A 24,220-nucleotide genomic window follows, 5' to 3' on the forward strand; every position below is an offset into this window, starting at 1 on the left:
TGATACGCCGTCAATAAAAGGAAGGGTGCATGGACGATCCCGTCACATCACCAATCACAACGGAAGAGCACAAAACAACATTTCACAGCGTAAAGGATAAAACACGATGCCATTTTCAATCAAACACATATGTTCAGGCCCAAAAGGACACTACCCAGAAATCTCCGGACCTATACAGAACAAGCCAGTACCGAGGAATTGCACACTGACCTCAACAACATGCGATATACAGTGCTATACAGTATTCAGCAGATGGTCCTGCAGTTATGAAATGCGCCCACCCGGTGCAGAAGAAAGAACCCCACGACTAAAACTCTCAGCAACGGAGCTCTTATGGCTATCTAAAACAATAGAAACAGAGATGCGCAACACAAAAGAATGAGCCTATCAGTAATTCTGTGTAACTGCCCAGTTAGTAAAGGTGATCGCTCAGGCGGTCACCGAACTCGATAATAAAACGGCTCATCGCCAGCCACCAGTTCTGGATCGGCATACTCCATTTTTTTGACGCATCCTTGATTGCCAGATAAATAACTTTTCGTACTGAGTCATCCGTTGGGAACACCTTGCGTTTCTTAATCGCGGCACGGATCACGCAGTTCAGGGATTCGATTGCGTTTGTCGTATAGATGGCCTTGCGGATATCCGGCGGATAACTGAAGAGCGTATTGAGGTTTTCCCGGTGCGCACGCCAGCTTTTGCTGATTTGCGGATATTTATCGTCCCGGACTTTCGCGAACGCATCCATCGCCATCAGTGCCGCCTCTTCGGTCGGGCCTGAGGCCGCTGGTGACGGCTTTGTAGCCTTTCCAGGCTACGTATTTCAGGCTGTTACGCACCATATGAATGATGCACAGCTGAATATGGGGCTGCGGGAAGACGCTGTTTATCGCATCCGGGAAGCCCTTCAGACCATCCACACAGGCAATCAGGATGTCCTGAATGCCCCGGGTTTTCAGCTCCGTCAGCACGCTTAGCCAGAACTTTTCGCATTCATTTTCGGCCAGCCACATACCCAGTAACTCTTTCTGGCCTTCGGTGTTGATACCCAGTGCCAGGAAGACGGCTTTGTTGATTACGCTGCCATTCTGACGGACTTTGACGACAACGCAGTCCATATAAACAATGGGGTACAGCGCATCCAGTTGCCGGTTTTGCCTCTCAGTGACCTGTCTTTTACGGCGTCGATGACTTTAGATATCAGCATGGGCGACACATCGGCGTCGTACATCTCTTTGAAGGTGGCAACGATTTCGCGGGTAGTCATGCCTTTGGCGTAGAGGGATAAAATTTGGCTGTCCATCTGCGTAATGCGCGTCTGGTGCTTCTTAAGTAGCTGCGGTTCGAAGGTGTTTTCACGGTCACGCGGCGTGTTCAGTTCGATCTCGCCGTCATCGCATAACACCGTTTTTGACGAGTAGCCATTGCGGGTGTTTGAGCCTGTTTTGGGCGCATTTTTCTCATGCCCGGGGTGGTCAGCCAGCTCCGCATTGAGCGCCGTTTCGACGGTTAATTTCGTCAGCATACGGGAAAACGGATTGAGGTCGGCTTCGGTTTTAAGGCCTTTAGCCAGTTCAGCCGCAAGGAATTTGAGTTTCTTTTCGTCCATAATTGCCTGTCTCCGTTACTGGAGTGAACATATCAAAAACAGGCAATTACACAATTTTAATTACAGTCTCAGTTCAGTCACATTATTGATGAGCGACTGTACGTTAAGCCAATCAAGACCGAGATGAAAATCGCTCTGCCACTTTCGCTCACCCCTCCTTCCATGGGTTTACGCCTCAGTACGGTGATTGATCGTTGCCGCCTGGTAAGCCGTAGCGAATACCTTATCAGCGCTGGCATACGCAAAAACCGCCCGAACGGGAGTATTCATCCTGACAGCCTGACTAAAAAATTTGTTGCGACACGAAAATTTACCGGAATAAATTTAGTGATAACCCACCGACATTTCACGAGATCCGCAGCTTATCCGGACGACTGTATAAAGATGCTTACGGGGAAGGGTTTGCTCAGAAACTCCTGGGACATACTTCCGAGAACACCACGAAACTCTATCTCGATGAACGCGATAATGAAGCTTACGTGATGTTCTTATTTTGCTGTAAAAGAAATGTTAAACTGGATTTGGATCTGATATAACGAAAAAGCCCGGAATACAGAAATTCTGGAAAATTTCGGATTATTAACCATAAGAAACTGATTTATAAGAAAAAAAAGAGACCGAATACGATTCCCGCTTACGGCAACCATTGATCTTTCTCTTTAAATTCATAATGTTACATATTAATTAAGTGATTTTAACGATTAGAACACGTTATTTTTGATTCTAATAGATTCAATTAGTTATCACTTTTTACGTTTTAATTCGGACGTATTTCGGGCCACTTTGCGTATAAATCCCCCGACCAAACAAACTCACTGCCCAATACATCACTCCCCTCTTCCATTGGGGGACTCCCGATGCCAAATACCCATGTAGACGAAGGCTTAATAGTGATGCCAACAAAAGCGATCGCGAAAAGTTGAACAGGTGGCTAGTTTCAGATTAAACACATTGGTTAGTCATCCTGAACAAGTAAAATCCGCCGCAACTGGCAACCATTCAATACTCGCACTATCGAACGATCGCCAGCTTGCCGCAGCCCGTTCTTGCATACGATGTGGCTGCGGTTCCATCACATCAGGAATGTGAAAATCGGGATAAACCTGCCACTTAACCTGAAGCAGGTCTTCATAGCGGGTGGTATACCGAGGCGAAAGCATTTCTCTTAAGGTCGCCATATAAAAACATTCTATTACAACGAGTTATCTCCTCCTGCCTCCGCCCCGGCGCAAAGCTATAGTTTTTTCTATCTCCTTGTGAAACAAACAATTATTCTTGTTATGGCGCTGATTAACAATCGTTCGCGGGCAACGTACATTCAGCGAGTTTCAGAGCTTCCTGACGGAATTCCGCCGGTGCTGTTTCCGGGGCTTCTTACTGGTTGATACAGATCCTGCCTCTTACTTGAGAATTTACTCATTTAGCCGTATGTCCATTATGGGTGGATAAGATCATTTATCATCGTAAGGGTTGAAAGCGATAAGTTAAACTTGTCTTGGCTCAACAAGGGAACCCGACTAATGATGAGCTCTTCATCTTCAAGGCGTTTTATGCCTTCCAGCAAGAATAGATATTAAATCGACAACTGCTGCCAGGTCTTGCAGGCGCAGTGGACAATCGTGTGGTAACAGCCTGAGTCATTTCTTATTTTTCTCATTCAGCATAACTGCGTCTTCTGATAGAGAAATTTTTATCTAAACATATAAAAAACACAGTGAAGAAAACGCTACTTTTTTCTAGCTAAAAAGCTAAATTAATTTTTTTATGGAGAGGATCTTATGCGCAAGGTGTCGATATCTATATTATTCATGCTAGTTTCACTGACCTGGGGGACTACATGGTTGGCTATGCGAATTGCCGTTGAAACTATCCCTCCAGTGTTTGCAACCGGAATGAGGTTTATGTTTGCAGCACCTTTTTTAATCATCATTGCATGGTTAAGAAAAAAAACACTGTTGTTTCCTCCCGGACAACGATTATTCCAGTTTGTGATTTGCATCTTTTATTTTTCTATTCCTTTCTCACTAATGATTTATGGTGAAACCTATGTCAACTCTGGGCTTGCCGCCATTATCTTTGCGAATATGCCTGTGGCCGTTTTGATAGCATCGGTTTTGTTTCTAAATGAAAAAGCGAAACTAATGCAGATCGCGGGCTTAACTATCGCAATCACTGCATTGACGGGGATACTTCTTGAAGAAACGAATACAAGTACAGAGAGTCACTGGCAGGGTATCACTGCGCTTATTTCTGCTGTGTTAATCCATGCCATAATATATACACAATGTAAGAAAAGAAGTTGTACTGTCTCTGTTATCACATTTAATGCGCTCCCGTGCCTTTTAGCTGGGTTGATACTTTCTGCGACAGGATGGTTTTTTGAAAGACCACAAGTATCAACCTTCTCAGTACACTCAATATTAGCTACCCTGTATCTCGGGGCTTTTGCCGGAGTTTTTGGTATCCTGTGCTACTTTGCGCTTCAGCAAAAGGCTAACGCCTTCCAGGCTTCGCTTGTATTTCTTATCTTTCCGCTGATTGCGGTAAGTCTGGAAGACTATATTTATGGATATGCTATTTCAACACACTCAATGCTGCTTATTATACCATTAGCTATCGGGATATTTCTTACTCTTGTCGCCAGAAATATCCCTGTAACCAGCAGATGCCGGGATAATTCATCACAGAAATAATCGATTTATAATAACGCAAATAATTCCTGATGCCTTACTGAGCTCCAGCTAATGCGGGGTGGATAAGCTGGAATACAGACCCGGTAATACACAGCGATTATATTAACAAGCAATGTAATAAAGGAGTTTTTTATGTTCATGTTTCTGCCATTCTTGCTTGCACTGAGCGTGGCAATGGGAGCCATAAACAGAAAGGATAAAGTCAGCTACATTCTATGGGCCGTTTTACTCATCGTCACTATTTTATCATTCATCCATCATATGACCAATTCGCTAACTTTGTCATTTTAAGGAGTGTGTATGAAAACGCATCATCATCCAACAACATTTGTTCATCTGATTAATCAGATGGGACTCCTTGGGATATGCGTTGCTCTGGTTGTAGCCTTTTATTATCAACTCGTTAGGCATGAGCTGCCTTGTCCAATTTGCTTATTACAGCGGGCTGGCCTCATCATCACCGGTTTTGGCTTTTTATTTAACCTCTGCTTTGGTCTACGAGGTATACATTACGGGATGGTAATTATTGGCAGTATCCTGACCGGAGTTATGGCATCCCGGCAAATATGTTTGCATATCATGCCCGGTGACACAGGATATGGTTCTGCATTTTTTGGATTACACTTTTATACCTGGACTCTGATTACGTCAATTCTCATTATTATTGCTGTTGCGGTAGTTCTGGCAATCAGTAGCATGAATGTTGCATTTCGTTCATTGAATATTAATCCGAACCTGTTCAGTATTGTCGGTTGGGTATTTCTATTACTGATTACTGCCAACCTTATTTCAACTGTACTGGAATGTGGCGGAGGGGAATGTGCTGCTAACCCGGTCACATATAAGCTACTGTCGAAACAGGATATTGCCTTTCTGAAAACAGGCCTCCTGACGAGGACAGTTCTCCGGTTATGACGCACTTTTAAAATGACTGATTGGTAAATATATAGCAAGCACCTGTCTTGTAGAAACTGGAATGGTTATGGGCTAACACGGAAGTTTCAGTAACGTTGAAATGGTGCAATAATAGGAATCAAACTTATAACCTTCGCATTACGAATTAGTAGAATCACATTTAACTAACTAAAAGCATGTTGACCAGACTCGCAGACCATTGAATCACGCAACAACCAGTTACTGTCATCTGATGAAAAAGGCTGTGCATAACAGAATCAGGACTGACTGGCATCAGGGTCATGTGCTTCAGCAGCAAATACATAAAATGAAGCAAGATATAAAGAATGAAGGAAAAATCGAGTATGAAAAACGTACAGAATTGTCTGAAGTAACTTCCCTGCAGCATTGACGCCGCAGGGAATCTATTTATGGTGTAACTATATTGAACCAGAACTCAAACTTGTCCATATAGCCCAGCATCTCATCCAGTTTCGCAGCATTACCGGTAACGTTGACTTCTCCTTTATCTTGAGCCTGCTTCAGAGTTTCTTCCTTCAGGATAATTTTATTCAGCGTGTCACGGTTCAGAGTAATCGTGGCATCAGCGTCTTTCGCTTCAGCATTAGCCGTGTGGTTCAGCACGCCATTTTCCAGCTCAAGCTTGTACTTTCCGCCGTCGCTGCCAAGGTCAATATTAAACACCGCCCGGGCATTACCCGCTTTTTCACCGTTGATATGTACAGCCAGGAAATCGAAGAACATTTCAGGGGTCATTGCCCGAACGGTATCCGGACTTGCTGTATTTGGCGTCGGACCTTTAACCACACCGTTACGCAGCTCCTGCGCACCGGTCAGGTAGAAGTTACGCCATGGACCAGATTCAGCCTGATACCCCAATTGTTCCAGCGCATCGGCTTCAAGGTTACGTGCATTCTGGTTATTTGGATCGGCAAACACGACCTTACTCACCACCTGAGCAACCCAACGGTAGTTCCCCTGGTCAAAGTCTGCTTTGGCTTTCTGAAGAATCGCATCGGCACCGCCCATATATTCAACAAATTTCTTAGCCGCTTCTTCGGGTGGCAGCTCATCAAGGGTTGCCGGATTGCCATCGAACCAACCGAGATACAGCACATACGTTGCTTTTACGTCATGGCTGATGGAGCCGTAATAGCCGCGGTTGGCCCAGGTTTTTGCCAGGCTATCCGGTAGTTTGAAGTTGGCCGCTATTTCGTCGCGAGTCAGACCTTCATTGGCCATACGCAGAGTCTGGTCATTGATATAACGATACAGGTCTCGCTGGCTTTTCAGCAGACCAACAACATTCTCGTTACCCCAAGTCGGCCAGTGGTGCTGGGCCATAATAATTTCAGCTTTGTCACCCCAACGCACTATAGCTTCGTTGATATATTTCGACCAGGGCAACGGCTCACGAATTTTTGCGCCGCGTAGCGAGTAAGTGTTATGCAGGGTGTGAGTGACGTCCTCTGCGGCTTCGATGAGTTTCTTCTCTTCGATGAACCACAGCATTTCCGAAGGGGCTTCCGAACCAGGGGCCAGCATAAAGTCGTAAGTCAGGCCATCAATCACTTCTTTCTGGCCGTCTTTATCAATGATATTAGTGGGCGCAATCAGTGTCACCGTCCCCGCAGAGGTGGTCGTCCCCAGTCCGGCGCCAACCTGGCCGGAGGCATCTGGTTTCAGGAGGTTGCCATACATATAGCTGGCACGGCGGCTCATCACGTTGCCGGCCATAATATTCTCGGCTACTGCTGCCTCCATAAAGCCAGCAGGCGCATACACTTTCACCTTGCCGGATTTCACGTCCGCTTCATCGACAACGCCACGCACACCACCATAGTGGTCAACATGGCTATGAGTATAAATGATGGCGACAACAGGCTTATTGCCACGGTTTTTGAAATACAAATCCATACCGGCTTTGGCTGTTTCCGCAGAAACCAGCGGATCGACAACCGTAATCCCCTCTTTACCTTCGATAATCGTCATGTTGGATAAATCAAGGTTACGAATCTGGTAGACGCCGTCTGTTACTTCAAACAAGCCACTGATATTGATTAGTTGGGACTGACGCCACAGACTAGGGTTAACAGTGTCAGGAGATTTTTCCCCTTCTTTTATGAAAGCGTACTGCTGTGGATTCCAGATGACATTCCCTTGCTCTCCCTTAATCACCTCTTCAGGTAAATCAGCAATAAAGCCTTTATGGGCATTCGTGAAATCGGTGTTATCAGAGAAAGGAAGTTGGTTATAAAGCGCATTGTTAGCTTGCCTGGTTGAAGCAGTGGCACCTTTTGGGGCTTCCTGTGCAAATAAAGGTGTCAGAGCAGTGGAAGAGAGTAGCCCCGCCAGCGCAAAACTTTTAACGATCAACTTAAGTCTCATTTGCACCCCTCATGTAAAAATATTCTGTATCACTGAGTCTGGTCGATTAATTATCTTTTAATTCAAACAATTAAAGTTATTGCTGACCATTTTCTCTCTTTTAAATATAACCAAAACGTTACATTTCGCTATTTATGGATACAAATAAATCGTGTTTTACGTCTGCCAGTTACATCCTCTTTTAGTAAGTGGGGTAAGCTCGCTTCCAGTTTCCGGGAGACACTATAATTCTCCCCCCTACTACAGGAATTGTGACTATAAGTTCGTCACTGTGGAGCAAAAATCATCTCATCAGCCAAAAATGCAGCCTGGCCTGATAGCTTTTCCATTTTTCACCGTGAAGTATCTCCGCACTACACTGGATAGTAATTATTCATTATATGAGGCGATTAAGGATGGGGCAGGATTCGGACGACAGGCGCCGTACCTCCAGTGCTGGAAGGGTATGGCAGGATCATAAAGATATGGTCAGGCAAGCGCTACGTGTAAGTATTCCGTGGTTCACATTTGTGAATATCAGCTTTGCGCTTATCATTTTATTTCGCCACATACTCATCAGTGACTTTGACAAGTCGATCAGTGCACAGACTGGAATACTGCCTTTAATAGACGATATTATGGGCAGTATTATTGTTTTTTCGTTCCTGATACTCCTTTTCATTTACCGCCTTCCGACCAGATTTACTCCTCTTTGTCTGGTGATGCTGCTGATTCTCAGTCTGATGTGGAGCTATTGTAGCTACTGTTTTATTGTCTGGTGGCAGCTGCCTTTTGCCTGGCCTCTCAGTGTCATCCTTATGCTTACCGCGCTGGCTGCGCTTTATTATCATCTGCCAGCGTTGCTACTTTTCATCGTCCCGTTATGGCTGACCGCCCTACTGGCCAGTGTGCAGCTTAACCAGTATATGAATATCCGGTTTTTATTAGTCTGGCTTACTCTTACCGCCATACTCATTTATGGTCGCTTTATCCTGCAGCGCTGGTTTGATGAAGCCTGGTTGCGTTACCAGGAAAACCGGATGCTTATTGCGCGTCTCGACGTTATGGCTCACCAGGATGCACTGACCGGGACCGCTAATCGACGTTCAATGGAAAGTTTTCTTGGGGATGCTCTCCGCCAGACGGAGCCGTTTGCACTGATCATGCTCGATGTGGACTATTTCAAAAACTATAACGACCATTATGGTCACCAGGCTGGCGATGCCTGTCTGGCAAAGGTGGCCTGTGTAGTGAAGAGGTCGATTCGTACTCCGGCAGACCTGGTGGCACGTTACGGGGGCGAGGAGTTTGTCGTTGTGCTGCCTTCTTCGTCGCTGAATGAAGCAGCACTGGTTGCTCAACGTATTCAGACAAACCTGCGTGAAACCGCACTGCCGCATGCAGCATCTGCAGTTAGCGAAACGGTCACCGTCAGCATGGGCATCACCCTTTCCACAGCCGGTGACACTGTTACCGGCATTATTGCCAGAGCGGACGAGGCCCTTTATCGGGCTAAACAACAGGGACGTAATCGTTGGGTAAAGTAAAACCAGTTGCCCGGTGTTTGATACAGATGATCACCTTGCCATACTCAGATAATTAAAACTGAATATTTGGAAGCAAAAAAGACAGTCGGACTCACAGAACCTTTGCGCTGGTACAGCCTGAATATCAGATAAAATTATGTCCAGCCGCAGACAACCAGTTGACAGTGGAATATTCCTGGTGTTGTGAACAAGGCGACATTCACAACACGACTGTGCTCACGGAATTCAAATGCCGAACGGGTGATTACGATATTCACTACCTCTGCAAAGTTATATTATTCGATTTTCATGCAGATTTCGCCTCCCGGTAATATCCCGGATAAAATGCCAGTACCCTTTGCATCGTCACGCTGTTCCGGCACTCCGTACAGATAACGTTTCTGGTCCGGTCGTAGGAACTCACGACACCTTCCGGCGTTTTCAGAAAGCGGGTAATCCTGGCATCTTCACGTTTCTGCTTCCAAAGCAGGAAAGCCTGTTCCGAAGGAAAAATACCGCTTCTCCCGGCCTGATACAGATCCCCACAACTTTCCGCCTTTTCCAGGTAGTGGCGGGCTGTAAAAATGGTTAACCCTGTTATCTTCCGCAGCTCTCCAAACGTCATCCGACCGTGTGTTCGTATCAGTTCCGTCAGGCGCTTCTGTATTTCAGCTTTCTGCGCCGGTGTGTAATTTCTGCTCATAAGTCCCCCCCCTGTTAAAGCCTTCCCGCCGCCTTACGCCGTCTGAATTCTTCCATTATCAGTTGTGCCGGAGTTGGCCCTGCCGGATGGCGCGGCGCTGCAAGTTGACGGCGTACCGGCGGTAGCCACAACGGAAATCCGAAAAGTTCCGGCGCTGGGTGACTGTGACACCATGAGTTTTGTCAGCGCCATCGTTCAGTGTTCCCAGCTTGGGCTGGAACCCGGCGGCGCGCTCGGTCATGCCTATCTGCTGCCGTTCGGAAACAAAAACGAAAAGTCAGGCAAAAAACGTTCAGTTAATTATTGGCTACCGGGGAATGATCGACCTTGCCCGCCGTTCCGGACAGATTGCCAGCCTTTCCGCGCGCGTTGTCCGTGAAGGTGACGATTTCAGCTTCGAGTTTGGTCTGGAAGAGAAGCTGGTACACCGTCCGGGTGAGAACGAAGATGCACAGGTTACTCATGTCTATGCCGTTGCCCGCCTTAATCGATCGCTGCCGACTGGTAAGCCGAACTGATTTCATGATCAGTGCAGGAATCAGGAAAAATAGCCCGACCGGGAATATTCATCCAGATGGATTGACAAAGACATTTGTAAAAGCAAGAAAAGCCTCCGGCGTTAACTTCAGCAATAATCCACCGACATTTCACGAGATCCGAAGTCTGGCCGGGCGGTTGTACAAAAACGAGCACGGCGAGGTGTTCGCCCAAAAACTCCTGGGCCACACCTCAGAGAACACCACGAAACTCTATCTCGATGAACGCGATAATAAAGCTTACGTGATGCTCTGATTTTGCTGTAAAAGAAATGTTAAACTGGATTTGGATGTGATATAACCAAAAAGACCGGAATACAGAAATTCGAGGAAATTTCGAGGGGAAACACATAACCCGTTGATTTATAATCGAAATAAAAAGAGACCGAATACGATTTCTGTTTACGGCAACAATTAATCCTTCTCTTTAAATTCATAATGTTACATATTAATTAAGTGATTTTAACGGTTAGAATACGTTATTTTTGATTCTAATAGATTCAATTAGTTATCACTTTTTACGTTTTAATTCGGACATATTTCGAACCATTTTGCGTATAAATCCCCCGACCAATCAAACTCACTGCCCAATATATCACTCGACCTCTTCCACTGGTGGCCTCCCGATGCCAAATGCCCATGTAGACGAAGGCTTAATAGTGATGCCAACAAAAGCGATCACGAAAAGTTGAACAGATGCCTGGTTTCAGATTAAACACATTGATTAGCCATTCTTAACCAGTAGAATCCGCCGCGACTGGCAACCATTCAATATTCGCACTATCGAACGATCGCCAGTTTGCCGCAGTCCGTTCCTGCATACGACGTGGCTGCGGCACCGATCATACCGGGCAGTCGTCAAACCTCCAGGATCGCGCATCGTCAACGATGCAGGTGATCGTGAACAAGATATAGTTTTCCACAGTTCGTACAGGATAGGCCTCCTTATTGCTGCCTTCGCAGTGACAGTAACTGTCCCTGTGTTTTCACATCCTAACCTACCATGTCCCCGATAAGTTAAGTATATGAGCGTAGAGGAGCTTTTCGACCATGGGCACAACCTCTAAATCTGAAGGGAGTTCATCAATAGATACAATAATGAACGTTTCTTTAAAGATCTTTGTAGTCAGTCCCTGTTAGGTTGTCGTGACATAAGAATATCGCTTAATTTTGAATACAGGGAAATGTAATTGATTATAAATGTTGGACATGTAGCTACAGAAAAATTCGACACAACTGGAGTGAGCGCCTGTAACAACCAACAGAGTACTTCAGTTGATTTATCCTCCTGTATTATTAATGCTGCTTCAGAATGTACCGTTTTTGTCAGAACAATAATAAAGAAATCGGACAGTTATGATGCTATGCAAATTGACAGGCTTAAAATTGATACGCAGGAAAAATACGACGCTCTTAATTTACAAAGAGAACATCACAAGAAATTTCTGCAAGCTATAAAAGCAAACTCTTTTGACAGAGCTATGGCTGAAAGACCAGAAAACCCAATATCTCTGAGTCTAATATATTCTTCCATTGATTCAATAAAATATAACACAGGGAACTGTGCTGATATGTCGCTAATTTTAGGTGCGATTATTGCAAAATATATACCACAAAGACTAACCGGAATAGGATTTTCGAAAAATAATGTATTTGATGCCAGAATAAGCACATCACTTATGTATAATAGCGCGTCAGGAGGGAATCATGTGGTCGTTTTTTTGACTTTTACTGATTCAAAAGGAATATCGGAATATATACTTGACCCTTGGCTGGATGCGCGCATTTTCAAAAATGAAGAGTCATATGAAATTTATAAAAACAATAGCAGTAAATATATTAATGAAAATCATTGCTTCGAAGCATACGATAAATACACTGCTATAATGAATAGCGCTGAATATATAGACGCCATAACAAAGACAATAAATATTTTATATAGAGTTAATCTTGATGAAATTCAACTAACCAATCCATTTAAGTTTATATAATTAACTCTTATGGCTGATTAAAGGAGTGTTATTTTCCCATGAATGGCATCAAAGGCATGTTACTCGCCGGAAATTTTCTGTACAACGTCGAAACGCCAACATCATAAATAATCGCTACCTGCTGTCACGGTACTCCGGCCCTAATGAAGCGCCCGGCTGCGCCCATTGTTCCTGTGATTATTATTTAATAACGATTACGAAAACAAAAACTCAACTAACTGAATTAAATAGAATTAAACAAAAGTGACATATAAAAATGTACTTAATTATGTACTTTTGAAATCGTCAGCATACGATCTGCTGATCAACATACGACGTTACATCACAATAGTGAACTGTACGACCTATAAACACGATTACAGTCAGTTCTGACTAAACAGCAGGCAGCCTACCAAGGCACGCTCTTGCAAACAACGTGACTGCGGTAATCCATCACATCAGAAATGTGAAAAATCAGGGTGAAAATTTAATTGAAGCTGTCACTTAACCCGAAGCAGGTATTCATAGCGGATAGTATATCGTGGCGAGAGGATCTCCCGTTTAATATACCACTATTATTGGGTTCCCTGCCCAGTAAAGGTTGCCGGTGCAATGGAGAGAAGACAATCTCATCTGTAGTCTACTGATCAAACATTAGGGTAAGAGTAATGAAAAAAGTATATTTTATGTTTGTTATCTTGTTGTCACTTTCAGGTATTCATTCCGCGATGGCAAAACCCTGGCAGGCGATTAAAGAAAGCAAAGAGTTACGTGTGGGGGTGCCTGGTGACTATGCTCCCCTCGCATTTCACAACAAACAAAATAAATTAATCGGTTTTGATATTGATATGGCATATTCACTGGGCAAAGCTCTGCACCTGAATATCCTGTTTGTACCTAGCAGTTGGCCTACACTGTCAACTGACCTGGCAGCAGACAAATTTGATATTGCAATGGGAGGGATTACAGAAACTCCCGGCAGAAGAAAACAGTTCGCACTTTCTTCTCCGGTACTTAAAAATGGGAAAATAGCGCTGACGCAATGTAACAGGATTAATGACTTCAAATCTCTTGAAGATATTGACCGTAAGGGCGTGCGGATTGTTGTTAATCCAGGTGGTACAAATCTGGACTATGTTGACAAGCATATCAGGTATGCAGATGTTATTCGCGAAAAAGATAATGATGCCACTCTGCAGAGGATTCGTGAACGCAGCGCTGATGTCATGTTTACCGACTTGCTCGAAGGTACTTATTACCAGAACAAAGAGCCAGGCGTCTTCTGCGTATCAACCAGGAGTATCCTCCCCGACACTGCCGGTAATAAAGTCTATATGATGGCGAAGGATAATCAGTATCTTCTTGATGCTGTAAATAGCTGGTTATCTGATGAAAACAGAATCATACTTGCCAGAAAGTGGCAGATAAATCCAGAGTAGCCGCCACAAAATTTTGACAAGCACCATTGCCGACTGACGAACAGAACTGGCGCGGGGTGAAAGATGTGACGACGATAGAGCCAGCCAGGCTAAATGGATGGCTTATATCAGGAAGCTTAAAACGCTGGATTTAACAGGCGTTTCAGATGAGGCCACCTTCACAGTAATCAGATGGTCTGCATTACCACAGTAATACTACTAACTTGCAGTTTTTTAGGCGTTAATTTGGTTCTGGTATCTACACGAGTTCATTCAGATACAAGTAAATTTTCTGTAGAGAATGAAATTACTACACTTATTATTCCATTTCAAAGTAAATACTTGCTTAACAATCAGTAGACAGACAAGAAAAATTTTCGCCTCTGCTTTATCCTGGTAAAGGATTGCGGTAAAAGTTAAGAAGGCAGCATAACTCTCAACTATGTGGATAATATTATGAATAAATTTAACAGTGTATTGTTAGCGCTGGTTTTTGCTATATCAGCCATAACATTTTCTTCATCTGCAATGGCCACTGAAAGCGGTAATAAAGGATTCCCGGGCATTTCCTTTCCGTGGTGTAAAATCTGGCCGGCAGGTATATCAATCCCAGAACTACCAGAGGGTAAAATATGCTGGTAAACGAAACAACCTTTTATTAACCTGGGTGATTAATTAACGTGTAAACAAGTAATTTGTGATACATGGACAATTAAAGTACCACAGTAACGACTACAGACTGGCTGGTTTATCCGGCCAGGAGAGGCAGATGTATCCACCCTGTTTACCATTACGCTGTAGAGTTCCCATGCTTCCAGCCGTTTAATCTCGTCATCTGTGGCAAATCATTCACAGTATTTACGTTCTTTCCCATACATTCCCCTGCCAAATCACCTGACCGCCAGATACATCTCAATCCGTTTCCACTTCGGCGCGCCAGGCACGGTCATTCCGTCCAGGAATATCAAATTGGCTTCTTTTTTCGTGCGCAGCGCATTGTCGTAAAGGTAGTCGTGGATTATTGCCGCTTTAGCGTATTTGCCGTCTGGCGGCATGACTGACCAGAAGATGCATGGCACGGTGGCGAGATCAGTTACAAATCCGGCTGGTACGCTGATTACGTCGCTGTTGTCGTCGCTGAGGTAAAATTCAAAAGATTCATGTACACGCCAAAGGTAGTGGCCAGGCATTTCAAGAATGGCCGGGGTTGTGAAGCAGCTCATAATACATTCCTTAACGATTTTCCGGCCAGCCAACACGTAACCCAGTACAGCCTGTGCGTTGGTGAGACTGTTCACTTCGTCCTTCATCTGCCGCTGGCGTTCGTGGATTTTAAAACCCACCAGTACCATGTTTTGTTGCATAGCGGCTTCGAGTTTAATCAGTTCGTCTGCGCTCATTGGCACATCGATGTTATCTGCATCCGTCCAGAAGAATCCTGGTGGTAGCGTTCCCTGTTTGCCACCGCCGTTACTGGCGACAGTCGGTCCTGCGACGCTTTACCGCAGTCCCAGTGGTGATCATTCAGTGTGAACGGATAGTTACCGTTTTCCTGCGCATTACGCCACGCATTAATCTCAGCGTATTTCTGACCGAGTGCGGTCGCAAGGTCAGCCACCCACTGACCGTTTTCAAATTTATCTATTGGTGATGTGGGGGCCTGTGTGGTGGTGTTCTCCGGTAACGGGCCGGGTTTTGAAATATAAATCGGGTTGCTGGTTTGCGTGTCGTACACTGTTTCGCCGTGATGGTCTTCGTTTAGACCCCACGTTTCGGTTTCAGGGTCAAATACAGCAATATGACTGGCCGGAATATCAGGAGGGGCAATATCGGTACAGTTTGACGGTAATCCGGTATGTGGCGCTACCGTAGGCAATATCCAGTCCGGCAGTGCCTGTCACCATTACTGAAACATTACTGCCTTCACCGGCACTCCAGACCTGCGCGACGATACGGTAATGCTCCTGGATATTTTGTGTCTGCGGTAACAGTGAACAGTCCAGATACAACGAACTCAGTTCCGGATCATCTCCGGTACCGGTGATAATCCCTGTGGTCTGGTCGTTAACACTGGCTGTGATGGCCTTCTCCCTGAAATACCGCTCCACAGCATTTAGCAACTCATCCGGTTTACGGTTACCGATGAATGATTTTCGTGAGGCAATTGTGGAAGGAAGAATAACAACGAATCCGGTTGAGCCAACCCGAGCACCTGAAATTAAGGTTGCCAGGGAACGCCTGCAACTGGAAACATATAACGCCACGAGGACGGCGGCAGAACATCTGCCTGTGTGGTTTCCTCTTGCGATGGATCTCGCGCTGGTTACTGGTCAACGTAGGGAGGATATCGTAAATATGAAATTTAGTGATGTTTTTGACAACCGCTTATACGTAACTCAGATTAAAACCGGAATGAAAATAGCCATTCCCCTCTCCCTGACACTTCAGGCGCCAGGGTTACGTCCGGGAACGGTTATCGATCGCTGCCGGCTGGTAAGCAGAACCGATTTCATGATCAGTGCAGGAATCAGGAAAAATAGCCCGACCGGGAATATTCACCCGGATGGGCTGACAAAGAAATTTGTAAAAGCAAGAAAAGCCTCCGGTGTTAACTTCAGCAATAATCCACCGACATTTCACGAGATCCGAAGTCTGGCCGGGCGGCTGTACAAAAACGAGCACGGCGAGGTGTTCGCCCAAAAACTCCTGGGCCACACATCAGCGAACACCACGAAACTCTATCTCGATGAGCGTGATGATAAAGCTTATATGATGCTCTAATACTCCAATTTTCCTTGTGAAATAAATGTTAAATTTAATTTGATTGTGATATAACCAAAAAGACCGGAATACAGAAATTCGGAAAAATTTCGGAAAATTTCGGATCATTGATCATAACTGACTGTTTTATAATAAAAATAAAAAGAGACCGAATACGATTCCTGTATTCGGTCCAGGGAAATGGCTCTTGGGAGAGAGCCGTGCGCTAAAAGTTGGCATTAATGCAGGCTAAATCGCCTTGCCCTTTAAGAATAGATGACGACGCCAGGTTTTCCAGTTTGCGACGAAGGTGATTGAAAAAACCTGGCGTTTTGTCTGTCATCAGAGATAAAAAAACCGTAAGCCTTTTCGTGAAGGTTTACGGTTTTTTATTAAAAATCAGTCAGCTATTGGATGGATCACAAAGCTTTTGCGCACGTTCGATAAACGGCGCCAGACTCATTTTCTCACCGGGCTTCGCCGGGTTATCGATTTGAATGACGGCAATAGGCTGAGCGCGCGTTTTACCCTCCGCTACTTGCTGTTCGGCAATGGCATTCAAGGGATACTGCACCAGCGTACTGGGGTTGATCACATAGAGCGCCTGGCCAGGCCGACAGGTCAACATGACCTCTTCCCGATTAAACGCCCACTTGTCTTTTCCTACTTCAAAACGACTTACGGTAATCACCTGCGGCGCCGCCAACGCTACGCCCGAAGTGGCCAGCAGAAGCGCCGGAAGGAGTATTTTTTTCATTCGTTATGCCAGTCCATCAAAAAGGTTCGAGGGTTGCAAACAGGCTGACGATCGCCAGAACTATGCCTCCAACTCCCCATTCAATTTGCGTCATCCTGACAAACCATAGGTCAGTCCGGGGATTTTCCTGTCGCATACGTGGTACGAGAACATACCGATTCGTCAGCGCAATTGCTACCATAAGCACCACCAGCGCACATTTTAACAAAAGCAACTGTCCATAGGTGGTCTGCCAGATAGCGGTAAATCCCGTGATAAATAGCGTGTTGCCAATGCCTGTGAGCAATACGCCCGCCACAAAAAAGTGACCATAACGAGAAAAACGCATCATGGCGCTAATGGCATGTTGACGCCAGCGTCCCTGAGCCATGCGCATACAATAAACCACTGGCAACAGCCCGCCAAACCAGGCTGCGGCACAGAGTAAATGCAGAGCATGGTTAATTTGCTGTAATGTTCCCGCTACACCATCGCGCATCGTCGCATGTCCAACGCCTGCCAGCAGGATAAACTGAGCAACGGTTAGAATAAGAAGCCGTCGTTGCATTTTTACCGGCGCAATGACTACCACCACCAGCGTGACCAGCGCGAGGATAATTTGCCATATCCAGACCGCGCCAAAGCGGGTTTGCAGTACCGCGCCCCACACCGAGACGGAAAAAACATCGGGCCAGCCGCCGCCCATCAGTCCGCCCTGAATCGCCAGCATGAAAGCCGCGCTGATAACGCTCCAGGCGGCGGCATGTCGTTGCAGATGTAAAAATCGACGCGTCATTAAACGACGAATTGGTGCGGGTGACAGCCAGGCGCCGTAAAGCGCGCAGCCGTAGACCAGCATCAAACTAGCAAAATGAATAAATCGGAGAGTTATCCAGACGAATGTCAGCATCATTTATTTCACGCTGAAGGTGTATTTCCCTTTTGTTTTATGTCCATCCACCGACACAACGTGCCAGTCTACCGTGTAAGCGCCAGATTTTAACGGCTGCTCAAGCGGGATAATCAACTGCGTTTTATCCTGTTCATTTCGCTTTGCCGGGCGCGTTTTGATGAGCTCTTGCTGAGGGCCAGTAATGGTTGCGCCGCTGAATCCTGGCTCAATCCCTTCAGAAAAGTTCAGGGTCAGCGCCTGTGGCGAGGCCGTAACGGCAGCATTCGCCGCTGGATACTGATGCGTCAGGTGCGCATGTGCCCAGGCCGCTGGCGTCGCAAATGTCGATGCCAGCAGCAGTAAAGCTAAACGTCGCGATGGTGCAGAAGAAGCCATATTCACTATTCCTTTTTGTTATACCTACGTTACAAAGAATAACCTTCAACAATCAATGAGTCGAGGATCATCATTTCCATCTTGCCATTACCGCGGACTCTTAGTACCTTCTGGCGGCAACAAAAAAGGAGACGCGTATGAAAACGAATCTGGCTCAGCTTGAACAAGCGGAAATGGATAAAGTCAATGTGGACCTGGCGGCAGCCGGGGTGGCATTTAAAGAGCGCTACAATATGCCTGTTGTCGCGGAGGCGGTCGAACGTGAGCAGCCAGAGCATCTACGCGCCTGGTTTCGCGAGCGGCTGATTGCCCATCGTCTGGCTTCCGTATCACTATCCCGACTCCCTTACGAACCCAAAGTTAAATAAAAATTATATAACGTTACACTTCCTTACATGCAGACGACTACATTATAAGGCGATTCTTAACCTATGCTTTTTAGAATGGCTGTAGAGACTATGAAAAGGAAGTCATTATGTCCTCCTGGAAAATTGCTGCTGCGCAGTATGCGCCCCTGAACGCCTCGCCGGCGGAGCATGTCGCCCATCATCTGGAATATATTGAGCTTGCGGCTCGTCAACAGTGCGAACTGCTGGTCTTTCCGTCACTGTCGCTATAGGCTGCGACGAAAGGAATAAATCGTTGCCCGCCCCGCCTGACGAGGCGCTTTTACAGCCGCTCACTCATGCGGCCGATACCCACCATATGACTATCATTGTGGGTATGCCTGTTGAGCATAACTGCCGCTTCGTAAAAGGCATCGCTATTTTTGCCCCATGGCTAGCGTCGCCGCTCATGTTTCACAAAAGTCATGGCGCCTGTATTGCCAGGCAGCGAAGCGCTATCAACGTGGTGGATGAGCAGCCAGAAGGTGGTGATATAGATCCCTCATTTACGTTATTCACAACCAGTCAATGTCTTAACGAACCTGAACTACATGCTTCTACCTCACGCTTACAACGTTTTTCGCATAAATATGCGCTGGCCGTACTGATGGCCAATGCCTGTGGCAGTAGCGCGCTGTGGGATGAAAGCGGGCAACTTATTGTTCGTGCCGATTGCGGTTCGCTATTACTGACGGGCCTGCGCACAACGGAGGGTTGGCAAGGCGATATCATTCCATTACGCTAAGGTCTTTCGGTGAGGAATGAATCATGTTGCGGATTATAGACACGGAAACCTGCGGGCTGCAGGGCGGGATCGTAGAGATAGCCTCTGTAGATGTCATTGATGGCAACATTGTCAATCCCATGAGTCACCTGATACGCCCCGATCGCCCTATTACGCCGCAGGCGATGGCGATACACCGTATTACCGAAGCCATGGTCGCCGATAAGCCGTGGATTGAAGATGTCATACCGCTTTATTACGGTAGTGAGTGGTATGTCGCTCACAATGCCAGTTTCGACAGACGCGTATTACCTGAATTGCCGGGTGAGTGGATCTGTACCATGAAGTTGTCGCGACGCCTGTGGCCGGGAATAAAATACAGCAATATGGCGCTCTATAAATCGCGCAAACTAAGCGTACAAACGCCGCCGGGGCTGCATCATCACCGGGCGCTTTATGATTGCTATATCACCGCCGCCTTGCTGATTGATATTATGCGAACCACCGGCTGGACCGCGGAAGAAATGGTCAATATCACGGGCCGTCCGGCGCTGTTAACCACTTTCCCGTTCGGTAAATACCGCGGTAAGGCGGTATCTGAAGTCGCAAAACGCGATCCGGGCTATTTACGCTGGCTTTTTAATAACCTTGATAATATGAGCCCGGAGCTTCGCCTGACGCTTAAACACTACCTGGAAGATGTTCAGGCTGGCGAGCAACGCAGCAATGGAACACCACAATAACCCGCGACGCTCACAAGCCATTGCGGGCGCGCGTCTATGCGCTATGTAAGGTTCCCTGCGCCAGGCCAATTAAAAAGGCGAACTCCAGCGCGACGCCTTCGTAGGATTTAAACCGCCCCGACTTACCACCGTGCCCGGAGTCCATATCCGTACATAACAGCAGCAGACGTTGGTCCGTTTTTAGCTCGCGTAATTTTGCCACCCACTTCGCCGGTTCCCAGTATTGCACCTGGGAATCGTGCAATCCTGTCGTCACCAGCAGGTGCGGATAGTCCTGCGCTTTGACATTGTCATAAGGACTATAGCTTTTCATATAGTCATAATACTCAATATCCTGCGGGTTCCCCCACTCTTCAAACTCTCCTGTCGTTAGTGGGATCGACTCATCCAGCATCGTGGTTAATACATCAACAAAGGGTACCTGGGCAATAACGCCGTGGAAAAGCTCGGGGCGTTCGTTGATAGCGACGCCCATTAGCATTCCGCCCGCGCTCCCGCCCATCCCGTAACACAGCGACGGCGAACCGTAACCCAGTTTTAATAAGGCATCGCAGGCATCAAGATAATCATTAAAAGTATTCCGCTTTTTGAGGAACTTGCCATCTTCATACCACTGCTGCCCCAGCTCACCGCCGCCGCGAACGTGTACGATTGCGTAAACAAAACCACGATCCAGCAAGCTCAGTCGGCTGCTGCTGAAGTCGGCGTCAATACTGGAACCGTAAGATCCGTAGCCGTAAACCAGAAGCGGATTTTGCCCTTTACGAAAATACTTCTGATGATAAACCAGCGATACCGGCACTTCGACGCCGTCGCGTGCGGTGATCCACAGGTGTTCGCTCTGATAACAGCCAGAATCAAACCCAGGCACTTCCGTCTGTTTAAGTACCCGTCGTTCTCCGGTATCCATATCCAGTTCAAACAAGGTATCTGGCGTCGTCATTGAAGAATAGCCGTAACGCAGCCGGGAGGTCTCAGGTTCGGGATTATAGGCAAGCCACGTCACGTAAGCCGGATCGTCAAAGGCAATGCCTATCACCTCACGGGTTTTACGGTTAATTTGCCGCAGGCTGGTTAGCCCCCGTTGACGCTCTTCGACCACTAACCAGTCGGTAAACAGGGTAAACCCTTCCAGCATAATATGCTCGCGCGGAGGGATCAGCTCTTCCCAGGCGTTTTCATTGCGCACGCGGGTACGGTACAACCCAAAGTTTTTACCGTTCCGGTTAGAACGCAGGTAAAACTTATGTTGATAGTGATCGAGACTATATTCATGGTCTTTGCGGCGCGGTAAAAATGAAAACGGCTCGGCATCGGCCAGTTCCGCGTCAAGTAACAGCACTTCGCTAGTGGTGGCGCTGGCAAGATGAATCACCACATAATGCTGCGAAGTGGTTTTATGCAGGCTGACATAAAAGGTATCGTCTTTCTCTTCATATACCAGTTCATCTTGCGATGACGGAGTGCCAATCGTGTGCCGCCAAACCTGATAGGGCAGCAGCGTCTTCTTATGCTTACGCACATAGTAAAGGGTCAAGGAATCATTGGCCCAGACAAATTCAGGCGCAACGTTATCCAGCAGTTCCGGATACCAGTTACCGCTTTCGAGGTTACGAAAACGCAACCCATACTGACGACGGGATAAATAATCTTCTGCCAGCGCCATGATGGTATTATCCGGCGTAATGGCAAGTCCGCCGAGCGTATAAAATTCGCTGTGCGCGGCCCGCTGGTTCGCATCGAGCAAGGTTTCCCACACATCCCACTCTTCGCTTAACGCCGATTGTCGTTGATAGATGGCATATTCGCAGCCGGGTTCATAGATATAACGGTAGCGATAGCCGTTTTTCACATACGGAGCGGAAACTTCTCTGGGCGGGATACGATCGATAATTTCTTTTAGAATGCGGTCCTGTAACGCCTGCTGAGAGGTCATGACCTTCCGGCCATACTCATTTTCCTGATGCAGGTAATCAAGGACTTCCGGCTGCGAGCGAGTGTCATCTCGCAGCCAGTAATAATTATCAATGCGCGTATCGCCATGTACGGTCATGGCATAGGGAATTCGATTGGCTTTTGGCAACATGTCGTTTTTTCTTTTGCGTTAATATTTGTTATATATCACGCGGCAAACACAGCGGCGTAGCATGGTAGTCCCGGTCGCTCACCTCGGTAAGCGCCTGAGATGTCACTGCTTCGCCGCTATCCTGCAACATGAATGACGTAAACTATCCATCCTATAAGGGTGGCAAAAGACACGCATGATGCAAGCGAAACATGTTACTTAATGGCAGGTTATCAGCCTGGTAGCGCCTGTTTTTGCTGCTGCAAGTCCTGCTCGATACCGTCCCGAACCTCCTGAGGAATTTTTAGCGCGTCTCCTAACGCATTCAGATAGCTACGTTCCATAAAGTGGTCAATATCAATGGCGGCGCAGCTCAGGAAGTAGATTTCCAGGGCTTCTTCTTCATTACGAACGCCCTGTGCCAGACGTTGTGGATCAAGCGGTTGCTCAATAGCTTTCTCGATAAACACACGCCCTTGCTCTTCAACACCTGATTCTCGCAGTTGGTGCTCAATCGCCGCGCGTTCTTTGGCATCAATATGCCCATCGCTTTTTGCAGCAAAAACCAGCGCCAGGATCAGTCGCTCAGTGCGAACATCCAGCGGCGTACTTTGGCTGCCGAATTGCGGCTCCCCCTGATGCGCAGCGCGTACTTTATCTTTGTACTTATTCCACAATACGGAACCCGCCACCGCGCCGCCACCCACCAGCAAAGCGCCAGTACCGTATTTGGTTAATAATTTGCGCGAAGACTTATTGGCGACCAACAGTCCAGCCAGACCGCCCAGCGCGCCGGGAACCAGCAGTTTATTTAACCCCTGTTCACCGGAAGGCGATGCGGAAGCGCCTTTTTGCCCAAGAAGTGATTGTAATTGGTTCAACCAGTTAGCCATAGTACCCCTCAAATACAGACCAATAATGGTCAAGCGTACCCGAGGGGATGTCAGGAATTGTCTGTTCCGGCAAAAGAAGCGCAAATTACGCTGCTAGCGGGGCTTATATTCCGCCTTGCCGGCTTTGCAATCAACGATGACCTGATAATGAATGTCGGCACTTTTACCGCGAACAGTTAGCGGAACTGTCCATTTATCATTTTGACCCACAACGTCCTGCACATTAACCCACGCGACCGGGTCAGCCTGCCCGACCTTTTTTTGGTCGTCTGCCCACCGCACGATACGATTTTGCTGGTAGTCGCGCTTCACGCTTGCCGCAATCCCCGCGGCATCCAGCCCTTCGCACTGCGGAAACTTAACCGATTTACTCTCGGTGGATGCCGCAAATGCCGATACGCTGGCGGATAACAACAGCAGGCTCAACAACGCTCCTCTTTTATTCATACTTTTCTCCTTAGCACAATGATTCAGGAAAAGCATGGTACAAAACGCCGGGAGCGCAAGTACGGGTTCAGGCGGCTTGCTTTTTCGTTTTACTCGCGGCGTCCTTTTCAACCGCCTGCGGAGAAGGCAACTTACCGGTTTTGAGGATAGTGCTTAACACCTCTTTATGTTCCGCCAGCCACAGCGACAACGCCTCGCGCTGCCCATCTTCCAGCACGACTGGCGACTGCTCAAGCCAGGTATCAAGAAGATCGGCAGTATCGAGCATTTTGTCCCAGGCGTCGGCTTCCTTTTTACTGGTAAATGACATCTTCTCCTCACCCTCGCGAATGACTACGTATTTAACTTCAACCGCCATTTTGCAGCCCCTTATTTACCTGTGTTTATATACAGTATATTGCAAGGCAGCAAGAAAAGCAATCTATTCGAAAAGACATGCGC

Annotated in this window: 21 protein-coding genes and 13 pseudogenes; 16 read left to right on the forward strand and 18 right to left on the reverse strand. The window is 46.8% G+C overall.

Annotated features, from left to right (window positions below):
* Nucleotides 1-129: 129 nt before the first annotated feature.
* Nucleotides 130-270 (forward strand): hypothetical protein, encoded by a 141-nt coding sequence (locus tag ACLJZ5_RS03030; protein WP_031615664.1) that lies wholly within the window; start codon nt 130-132, stop codon nt 268-270.
* 142 nt (nt 271-412) lie between these two features.
* Here the strand turns inward: ACLJZ5_RS03030 and ACLJZ5_RS03035 are convergent.
* A pseudogene (locus ACLJZ5_RS03035) lies at nt 413-1,609 on the reverse strand (IS256 family transposase).
* A 69-nt stretch (nt 1,610-1,678) separates the two neighbouring features.
* Between ACLJZ5_RS03035 and ACLJZ5_RS03040 the strand changes: the two are divergent.
* The 4 genes and pseudogenes from ACLJZ5_RS03040 to ACLJZ5_RS03055 form a co-directional block, all read left to right on the forward strand.
* Nucleotides 1,679-2,145, forward strand: a pseudogene (locus ACLJZ5_RS03040) (tyrosine-type recombinase/integrase); the annotation flags it as partial.
* A 1,242-nt stretch (nt 2,146-3,387) separates the two neighbouring features.
* Nucleotides 3,388-4,302: a DMT family transporter gene (locus ACLJZ5_RS03045; RefSeq protein WP_001233453.1), complete on the forward strand. Its 915-nt coding sequence runs from the start codon at nt 3,388-3,390 to the stop codon at nt 4,300-4,302.
* 132 nt (nt 4,303-4,434) lie between these two features.
* Nucleotides 4,435-4,593 carry a DUF5993 family protein gene (locus ACLJZ5_RS03050; protein WP_000480735.1) on the forward strand — a complete coding sequence of 53 codons (159 nt, stop codon included), beginning with the start codon at nt 4,435-4,437 and terminating at the stop codon, nt 4,591-4,593.
* Nucleotides 4,594-4,602: 9 nt separating this feature from the next.
* Nucleotides 4,603-5,217, forward strand: coding sequence for a disulfide bond formation protein B (locus tag ACLJZ5_RS03055; RefSeq protein WP_023218581.1), 615 nt, complete (start codon nt 4,603-4,605; stop codon nt 5,215-5,217).
* 408 nt (nt 5,218-5,625) lie between these two features.
* Here ACLJZ5_RS03055 and ACLJZ5_RS03060 read toward each other — a convergent pair whose 3' ends face one another.
* A complete protein-coding gene (locus ACLJZ5_RS03060; protein WP_024798201.1) occupies nt 5,626-7,605 on the reverse strand; it encodes an alkyl/aryl-sulfatase in 1,980 nt (659 codons plus the stop codon).
* Nucleotides 7,606-8,000: 395 nt separating this feature from the next.
* Between ACLJZ5_RS03060 and ACLJZ5_RS03065 the strand changes: the two genes are divergently transcribed.
* Nucleotides 8,001-9,131 (forward strand): GGDEF domain-containing protein, encoded by a 1,131-nt coding sequence (locus ACLJZ5_RS03065; protein ID WP_000529516.1) that lies wholly within the window; start codon nt 8,001-8,003, stop codon nt 9,129-9,131.
* A gap of 286 nt (nt 9,132-9,417) precedes the next feature.
* Here the strand turns inward: ACLJZ5_RS03065 and ACLJZ5_RS03070 are convergent, their stop codons facing one another.
* Together ACLJZ5_RS03070 and ACLJZ5_RS03075 are read right to left on the reverse strand one after the other, a co-directional pair.
* Nucleotides 9,418-9,813 carry a DUF977 family protein gene (locus tag ACLJZ5_RS03070; protein ID WP_024798200.1) on the reverse strand — a complete coding sequence of 132 codons (396 nt, stop codon included), beginning with the start codon at nt 9,811-9,813 and terminating at the stop codon, nt 9,418-9,420.
* 14 nt (nt 9,814-9,827) lie between these two features.
* Nucleotides 9,828-9,938 (reverse strand): annotated as a pseudogene (locus ACLJZ5_RS03075) (replication protein); the annotation flags it as partial.
* Between ACLJZ5_RS03075 and ACLJZ5_RS03080 the strand changes: the two are divergent.
* The 3 genes and pseudogenes from ACLJZ5_RS03080 to ACLJZ5_RS03090 all read left to right on the forward strand — a co-directional run bounded on the left by ACLJZ5_RS03080 (nt 9,887) and on the right by ACLJZ5_RS03090 (nt 12,340).
* Nucleotides 9,887-10,331, forward strand: a pseudogene (locus tag ACLJZ5_RS03080) (recombinase RecT). The pseudogenes ACLJZ5_RS03075 and ACLJZ5_RS03080 overlap by 52 nt on opposite strands.
* Nucleotides 10,297-10,605 (forward strand): annotated as a pseudogene (locus ACLJZ5_RS03085) (tyrosine-type recombinase/integrase); the annotation flags it as partial. The pseudogenes ACLJZ5_RS03080 and ACLJZ5_RS03085, both read left to right, overlap by 35 nt.
* A gap of 934 nt (nt 10,606-11,539) precedes the next feature.
* The gene (locus tag ACLJZ5_RS03090) at nt 11,540-12,340 is read left to right on the forward strand and encodes a hypothetical protein (RefSeq protein WP_410958872.1); all 801 of its coding nucleotides are present in this window, start codon (nt 11,540-11,542) and stop codon (nt 12,338-12,340) included.
* 28 nt (nt 12,341-12,368) lie between these two features.
* Here the strand turns inward: ACLJZ5_RS03090 and ACLJZ5_RS03095 are convergent.
* Nucleotides 12,369-12,511 (reverse strand): annotated as a pseudogene (locus ACLJZ5_RS03095) (helix-turn-helix domain-containing protein); the annotation flags it as partial.
* 476 nt (nt 12,512-12,987) lie between these two features.
* Between ACLJZ5_RS03095 and ACLJZ5_RS03100 the strand changes: the two are divergent.
* The 3 genes and pseudogenes from ACLJZ5_RS03100 (at nt 12,988) to ACLJZ5_RS03110 (ending at nt 14,379) form a co-directional block, all read left to right on the forward strand.
* On the forward strand, nt 12,988-13,758 hold the full coding sequence (locus ACLJZ5_RS03100) for a transporter substrate-binding domain-containing protein (protein ID WP_024798197.1): 771 nt from the start codon (nt 12,988-12,990) through the stop codon (nt 13,756-13,758).
* Between the two features lie 16 nt (nt 13,759-13,774).
* Nucleotides 13,775-13,951: pseudogene (locus ACLJZ5_RS03105) on the forward strand (phage tail protein); the annotation flags it as partial.
* A gap of 242 nt (nt 13,952-14,193) precedes the next feature.
* Nucleotides 14,194-14,379 (forward strand): PagK family vesicle-borne virulence factor, encoded by a 186-nt coding sequence (locus ACLJZ5_RS03110; RefSeq protein ID WP_071585801.1) that lies wholly within the window; start codon nt 14,194-14,196, stop codon nt 14,377-14,379.
* 90 nt (nt 14,380-14,469) lie between these two features.
* Here ACLJZ5_RS03110 and ACLJZ5_RS03115 read toward each other — a convergent pair.
* The 6 genes and pseudogenes from ACLJZ5_RS03115 to ACLJZ5_RS03140 form a co-directional block, all read right to left on the reverse strand.
* Nucleotides 14,470-14,579, reverse strand: a pseudogene (locus ACLJZ5_RS03115) (tail fiber assembly protein); the annotation flags it as partial.
* 48 nt (nt 14,580-14,627) lie between these two features.
* The gene (locus tag ACLJZ5_RS03120) at nt 14,628-14,960 is read right to left on the reverse strand and encodes a DUF1353 domain-containing protein (RefSeq protein WP_031617877.1); all 333 of its coding nucleotides are present in this window, start codon (nt 14,958-14,960) and stop codon (nt 14,628-14,630) included.
* A 105-nt stretch (nt 14,961-15,065) separates the two neighbouring features.
* A pseudogene (locus tag ACLJZ5_RS03125) lies at nt 15,066-15,137 on the reverse strand (hypothetical protein); the annotation flags it as partial.
* Nucleotides 15,134-15,355 (reverse strand): DUF4376 domain-containing protein, encoded by a 222-nt coding sequence (locus ACLJZ5_RS03130; protein ID WP_371070370.1) that lies wholly within the window; start codon nt 15,353-15,355, stop codon nt 15,134-15,136. The pseudogene ACLJZ5_RS03125 and the gene ACLJZ5_RS03130, both read right to left, overlap by 4 nt.
* A 44-nt stretch (nt 15,356-15,399) precedes the next feature.
* Nucleotides 15,400-15,604: pseudogene (locus tag ACLJZ5_RS03135) on the reverse strand (phage tail protein); the annotation flags it as partial.
* Nucleotides 15,600-15,887 (reverse strand): annotated as a pseudogene (locus tag ACLJZ5_RS03140) (hypothetical protein); the annotation flags it as partial. The pseudogenes ACLJZ5_RS03135 and ACLJZ5_RS03140, both read right to left, overlap by 5 nt.
* Here ACLJZ5_RS03140 and ACLJZ5_RS03145 point away from each other — a divergent pair.
* Nucleotides 15,886-16,518 (forward strand): annotated as a pseudogene (locus ACLJZ5_RS03145) (tyrosine-type recombinase/integrase); the annotation flags it as partial. The pseudogenes ACLJZ5_RS03140 and ACLJZ5_RS03145 overlap by 2 nt on opposite strands.
* 382 nt (nt 16,519-16,900) lie before the next feature.
* Here ACLJZ5_RS03145 and ACLJZ5_RS03150 read toward each other — a convergent pair.
* Genes ACLJZ5_RS03150 through yobA form a run of 3 tightly spaced genes read right to left on the reverse strand, consistent with a single transcriptional unit; the run spans nt 16,901 to nt 18,521 of the window.
* Nucleotides 16,901-17,254, reverse strand: a complete 354-nt coding sequence (locus ACLJZ5_RS03150; protein WP_000722368.1) for a YebY family protein — start codon at nt 17,252-17,254, stop codon at nt 16,901-16,903.
* Between the two features lie 16 nt (nt 17,255-17,270).
* Entirely contained in the window at nt 17,271-18,146 is an 876-nt protein-coding gene (copD, locus tag ACLJZ5_RS03155) for a copper homeostasis membrane protein CopD (RefSeq protein WP_000979700.1), read from the reverse strand.
* The gene (gene yobA / locus ACLJZ5_RS03160; protein WP_000168393.1) at nt 18,147-18,521 is read right to left on the reverse strand and encodes a CopC domain-containing protein YobA; all 375 of its coding nucleotides are present in this window, start codon (nt 18,519-18,521) and stop codon (nt 18,147-18,149) included.
* Nucleotides 18,522-18,658: 137 nt separating this feature from the next.
* Here yobA and ACLJZ5_RS03165 point away from each other — a divergent pair, with 137 nt between their 5' ends.
* From ACLJZ5_RS03165 to exoX, 3 genes and pseudogenes are all read left to right on the forward strand, one after another.
* On the forward strand, nt 18,659-18,889 hold the full coding sequence (locus ACLJZ5_RS03165) for a DNA polymerase III subunit theta (RefSeq protein ID WP_000856224.1): 231 nt from the start codon (nt 18,659-18,661) through the stop codon (nt 18,887-18,889).
* Nucleotides 18,890-18,996: 107 nt separating this feature from the next.
* Nucleotides 18,997-19,652, forward strand: a pseudogene (locus ACLJZ5_RS03170) (nitrilase-related carbon-nitrogen hydrolase).
* Nucleotides 19,653-19,675: 23 nt separating this feature from the next.
* Nucleotides 19,676-20,374 (forward strand): exodeoxyribonuclease X, encoded by a 699-nt coding sequence (gene exoX / locus ACLJZ5_RS03175; protein ID WP_000944282.1) that lies wholly within the window; start codon nt 19,676-19,678, stop codon nt 20,372-20,374.
* Nucleotides 20,375-20,408: 34 nt separating this feature from the next.
* On the opposite strand, the gene ptrB is transcribed toward exoX, so the two are convergent.
* From ptrB to yebG, 4 genes are all read right to left on the reverse strand, one after another.
* A complete protein-coding gene (ptrB, locus tag ACLJZ5_RS03180) occupies nt 20,409-22,460 on the reverse strand; it encodes an oligopeptidase B (RefSeq protein WP_000936999.1) in 2,052 nt (683 codons plus the stop codon).
* Between the two features lie 212 nt (nt 22,461-22,672).
* Entirely contained in the window at nt 22,673-23,332 is a 660-nt protein-coding gene (locus ACLJZ5_RS03185; protein WP_000024707.1) for a tellurite resistance TerB family protein, read from the reverse strand.
* 93 nt (nt 23,333-23,425) lie between these two features.
* A complete protein-coding gene (gene yebF / locus ACLJZ5_RS03190) occupies nt 23,426-23,779 on the reverse strand; it encodes a protein YebF (RefSeq protein WP_001042123.1) in 354 nt (117 codons plus the stop codon).
* 67 nt (nt 23,780-23,846) lie between these two features.
* Complete coding sequence (gene yebG / locus ACLJZ5_RS03195; RefSeq protein ID WP_000257723.1) at nt 23,847-24,137, reverse strand: DNA damage-inducible protein YebG; 291 nt, start codon at nt 24,135-24,137, stop codon at nt 23,847-23,849.
* Between the last annotated feature and the right edge of the window lie 83 nt (nt 24,138-24,220).

The sequence above is a fragment of the Salmonella sp. 5800 genome, assembly GCF_046558195.1.
In the GTDB taxonomy this organism is placed as follows: domain Bacteria; phylum Pseudomonadota; class Gammaproteobacteria; order Enterobacterales; family Enterobacteriaceae; genus Salmonella; species Salmonella enterica.

What these genes read in the sequence shown, in the direction of transcription:
- ACLJZ5_RS03030 (WP_031615664.1), top strand. Translation starts at nt 130, where the DNA reads ATGTTCAGGCCCAAAAGGACACTACCCAGAAATCTCCGGACCTATACA.
- ACLJZ5_RS03045 (WP_001233453.1), top strand. Translation starts at nt 3,388, where the DNA reads ATGCGCAAGGTGTCGATATCTATATTATTCATGCTAGTTTCACTGACC.
- ACLJZ5_RS03050 (WP_000480735.1), top strand. Translation starts at nt 4,435, where the DNA reads ATGTTCATGTTTCTGCCATTCTTGCTTGCACTGAGCGTGGCAATGGGA.
- ACLJZ5_RS03055 (WP_023218581.1), top strand. Translation starts at nt 4,603, where the DNA reads ATGAAAACGCATCATCATCCAACAACATTTGTTCATCTGATTAATCAG.
- ACLJZ5_RS03060 (WP_024798201.1), bottom strand. Translation starts at nt 7,605, where the DNA reads ATGAGACTTAAGTTGATCGTTAAAAGTTTTGCGCTGGCGGGGCTACTC.
- ACLJZ5_RS03065 (WP_000529516.1), top strand. Translation starts at nt 8,001, where the DNA reads ATGGGGCAGGATTCGGACGACAGGCGCCGTACCTCCAGTGCTGGAAGG.
- ACLJZ5_RS03070 (WP_024798200.1), bottom strand. Translation starts at nt 9,813, where the DNA reads ATGAGCAGAAATTACACACCGGCGCAGAAAGCTGAAATACAGAAGCGC.
- ACLJZ5_RS03100 (WP_024798197.1), top strand. Translation starts at nt 12,988, where the DNA reads ATGAAAAAAGTATATTTTATGTTTGTTATCTTGTTGTCACTTTCAGGT.
- ACLJZ5_RS03110 (WP_071585801.1), top strand. Translation starts at nt 14,194, where the DNA reads ATGAATAAATTTAACAGTGTATTGTTAGCGCTGGTTTTTGCTATATCA.
- ACLJZ5_RS03120 (WP_031617877.1), bottom strand. Translation starts at nt 14,960, where the DNA reads ATGAGCTGCTTCACAACCCCGGCCATTCTTGAAATGCCTGGCCACTAC.
- ACLJZ5_RS03150 (WP_000722368.1), bottom strand. Translation starts at nt 17,254, where the DNA reads ATGAAAAAAATACTCCTTCCGGCGCTTCTGCTGGCCACTTCGGGCGTA.
- copD (WP_000979700.1), bottom strand. Translation starts at nt 18,146, where the DNA reads ATGATGCTGACATTCGTCTGGATAACTCTCCGATTTATTCATTTTGCT.
- yobA (WP_000168393.1), bottom strand. Translation starts at nt 18,521, where the DNA reads ATGGCTTCTTCTGCACCATCGCGACGTTTAGCTTTACTGCTGCTGGCA.
- ACLJZ5_RS03165 (WP_000856224.1), top strand. Translation starts at nt 18,659, where the DNA reads ATGAAAACGAATCTGGCTCAGCTTGAACAAGCGGAAATGGATAAAGTC.
- exoX (WP_000944282.1), top strand. Translation starts at nt 19,676, where the DNA reads ATGTTGCGGATTATAGACACGGAAACCTGCGGGCTGCAGGGCGGGATC.
- ptrB (WP_000936999.1), bottom strand. Translation starts at nt 22,460, where the DNA reads ATGTTGCCAAAAGCCAATCGAATTCCCTATGCCATGACCGTACATGGC.
- ACLJZ5_RS03185 (WP_000024707.1), bottom strand. Translation starts at nt 23,332, where the DNA reads ATGGCTAACTGGTTGAACCAATTACAATCACTTCTTGGGCAAAAAGGC.
- yebF (WP_001042123.1), bottom strand. Translation starts at nt 23,779, where the DNA reads ATGAATAAAAGAGGAGCGTTGTTGAGCCTGCTGTTGTTATCCGCCAGC.
- yebG (WP_000257723.1), bottom strand. Translation starts at nt 24,137, where the DNA reads ATGGCGGTTGAAGTTAAATACGTAGTCATTCGCGAGGGTGAGGAGAAG.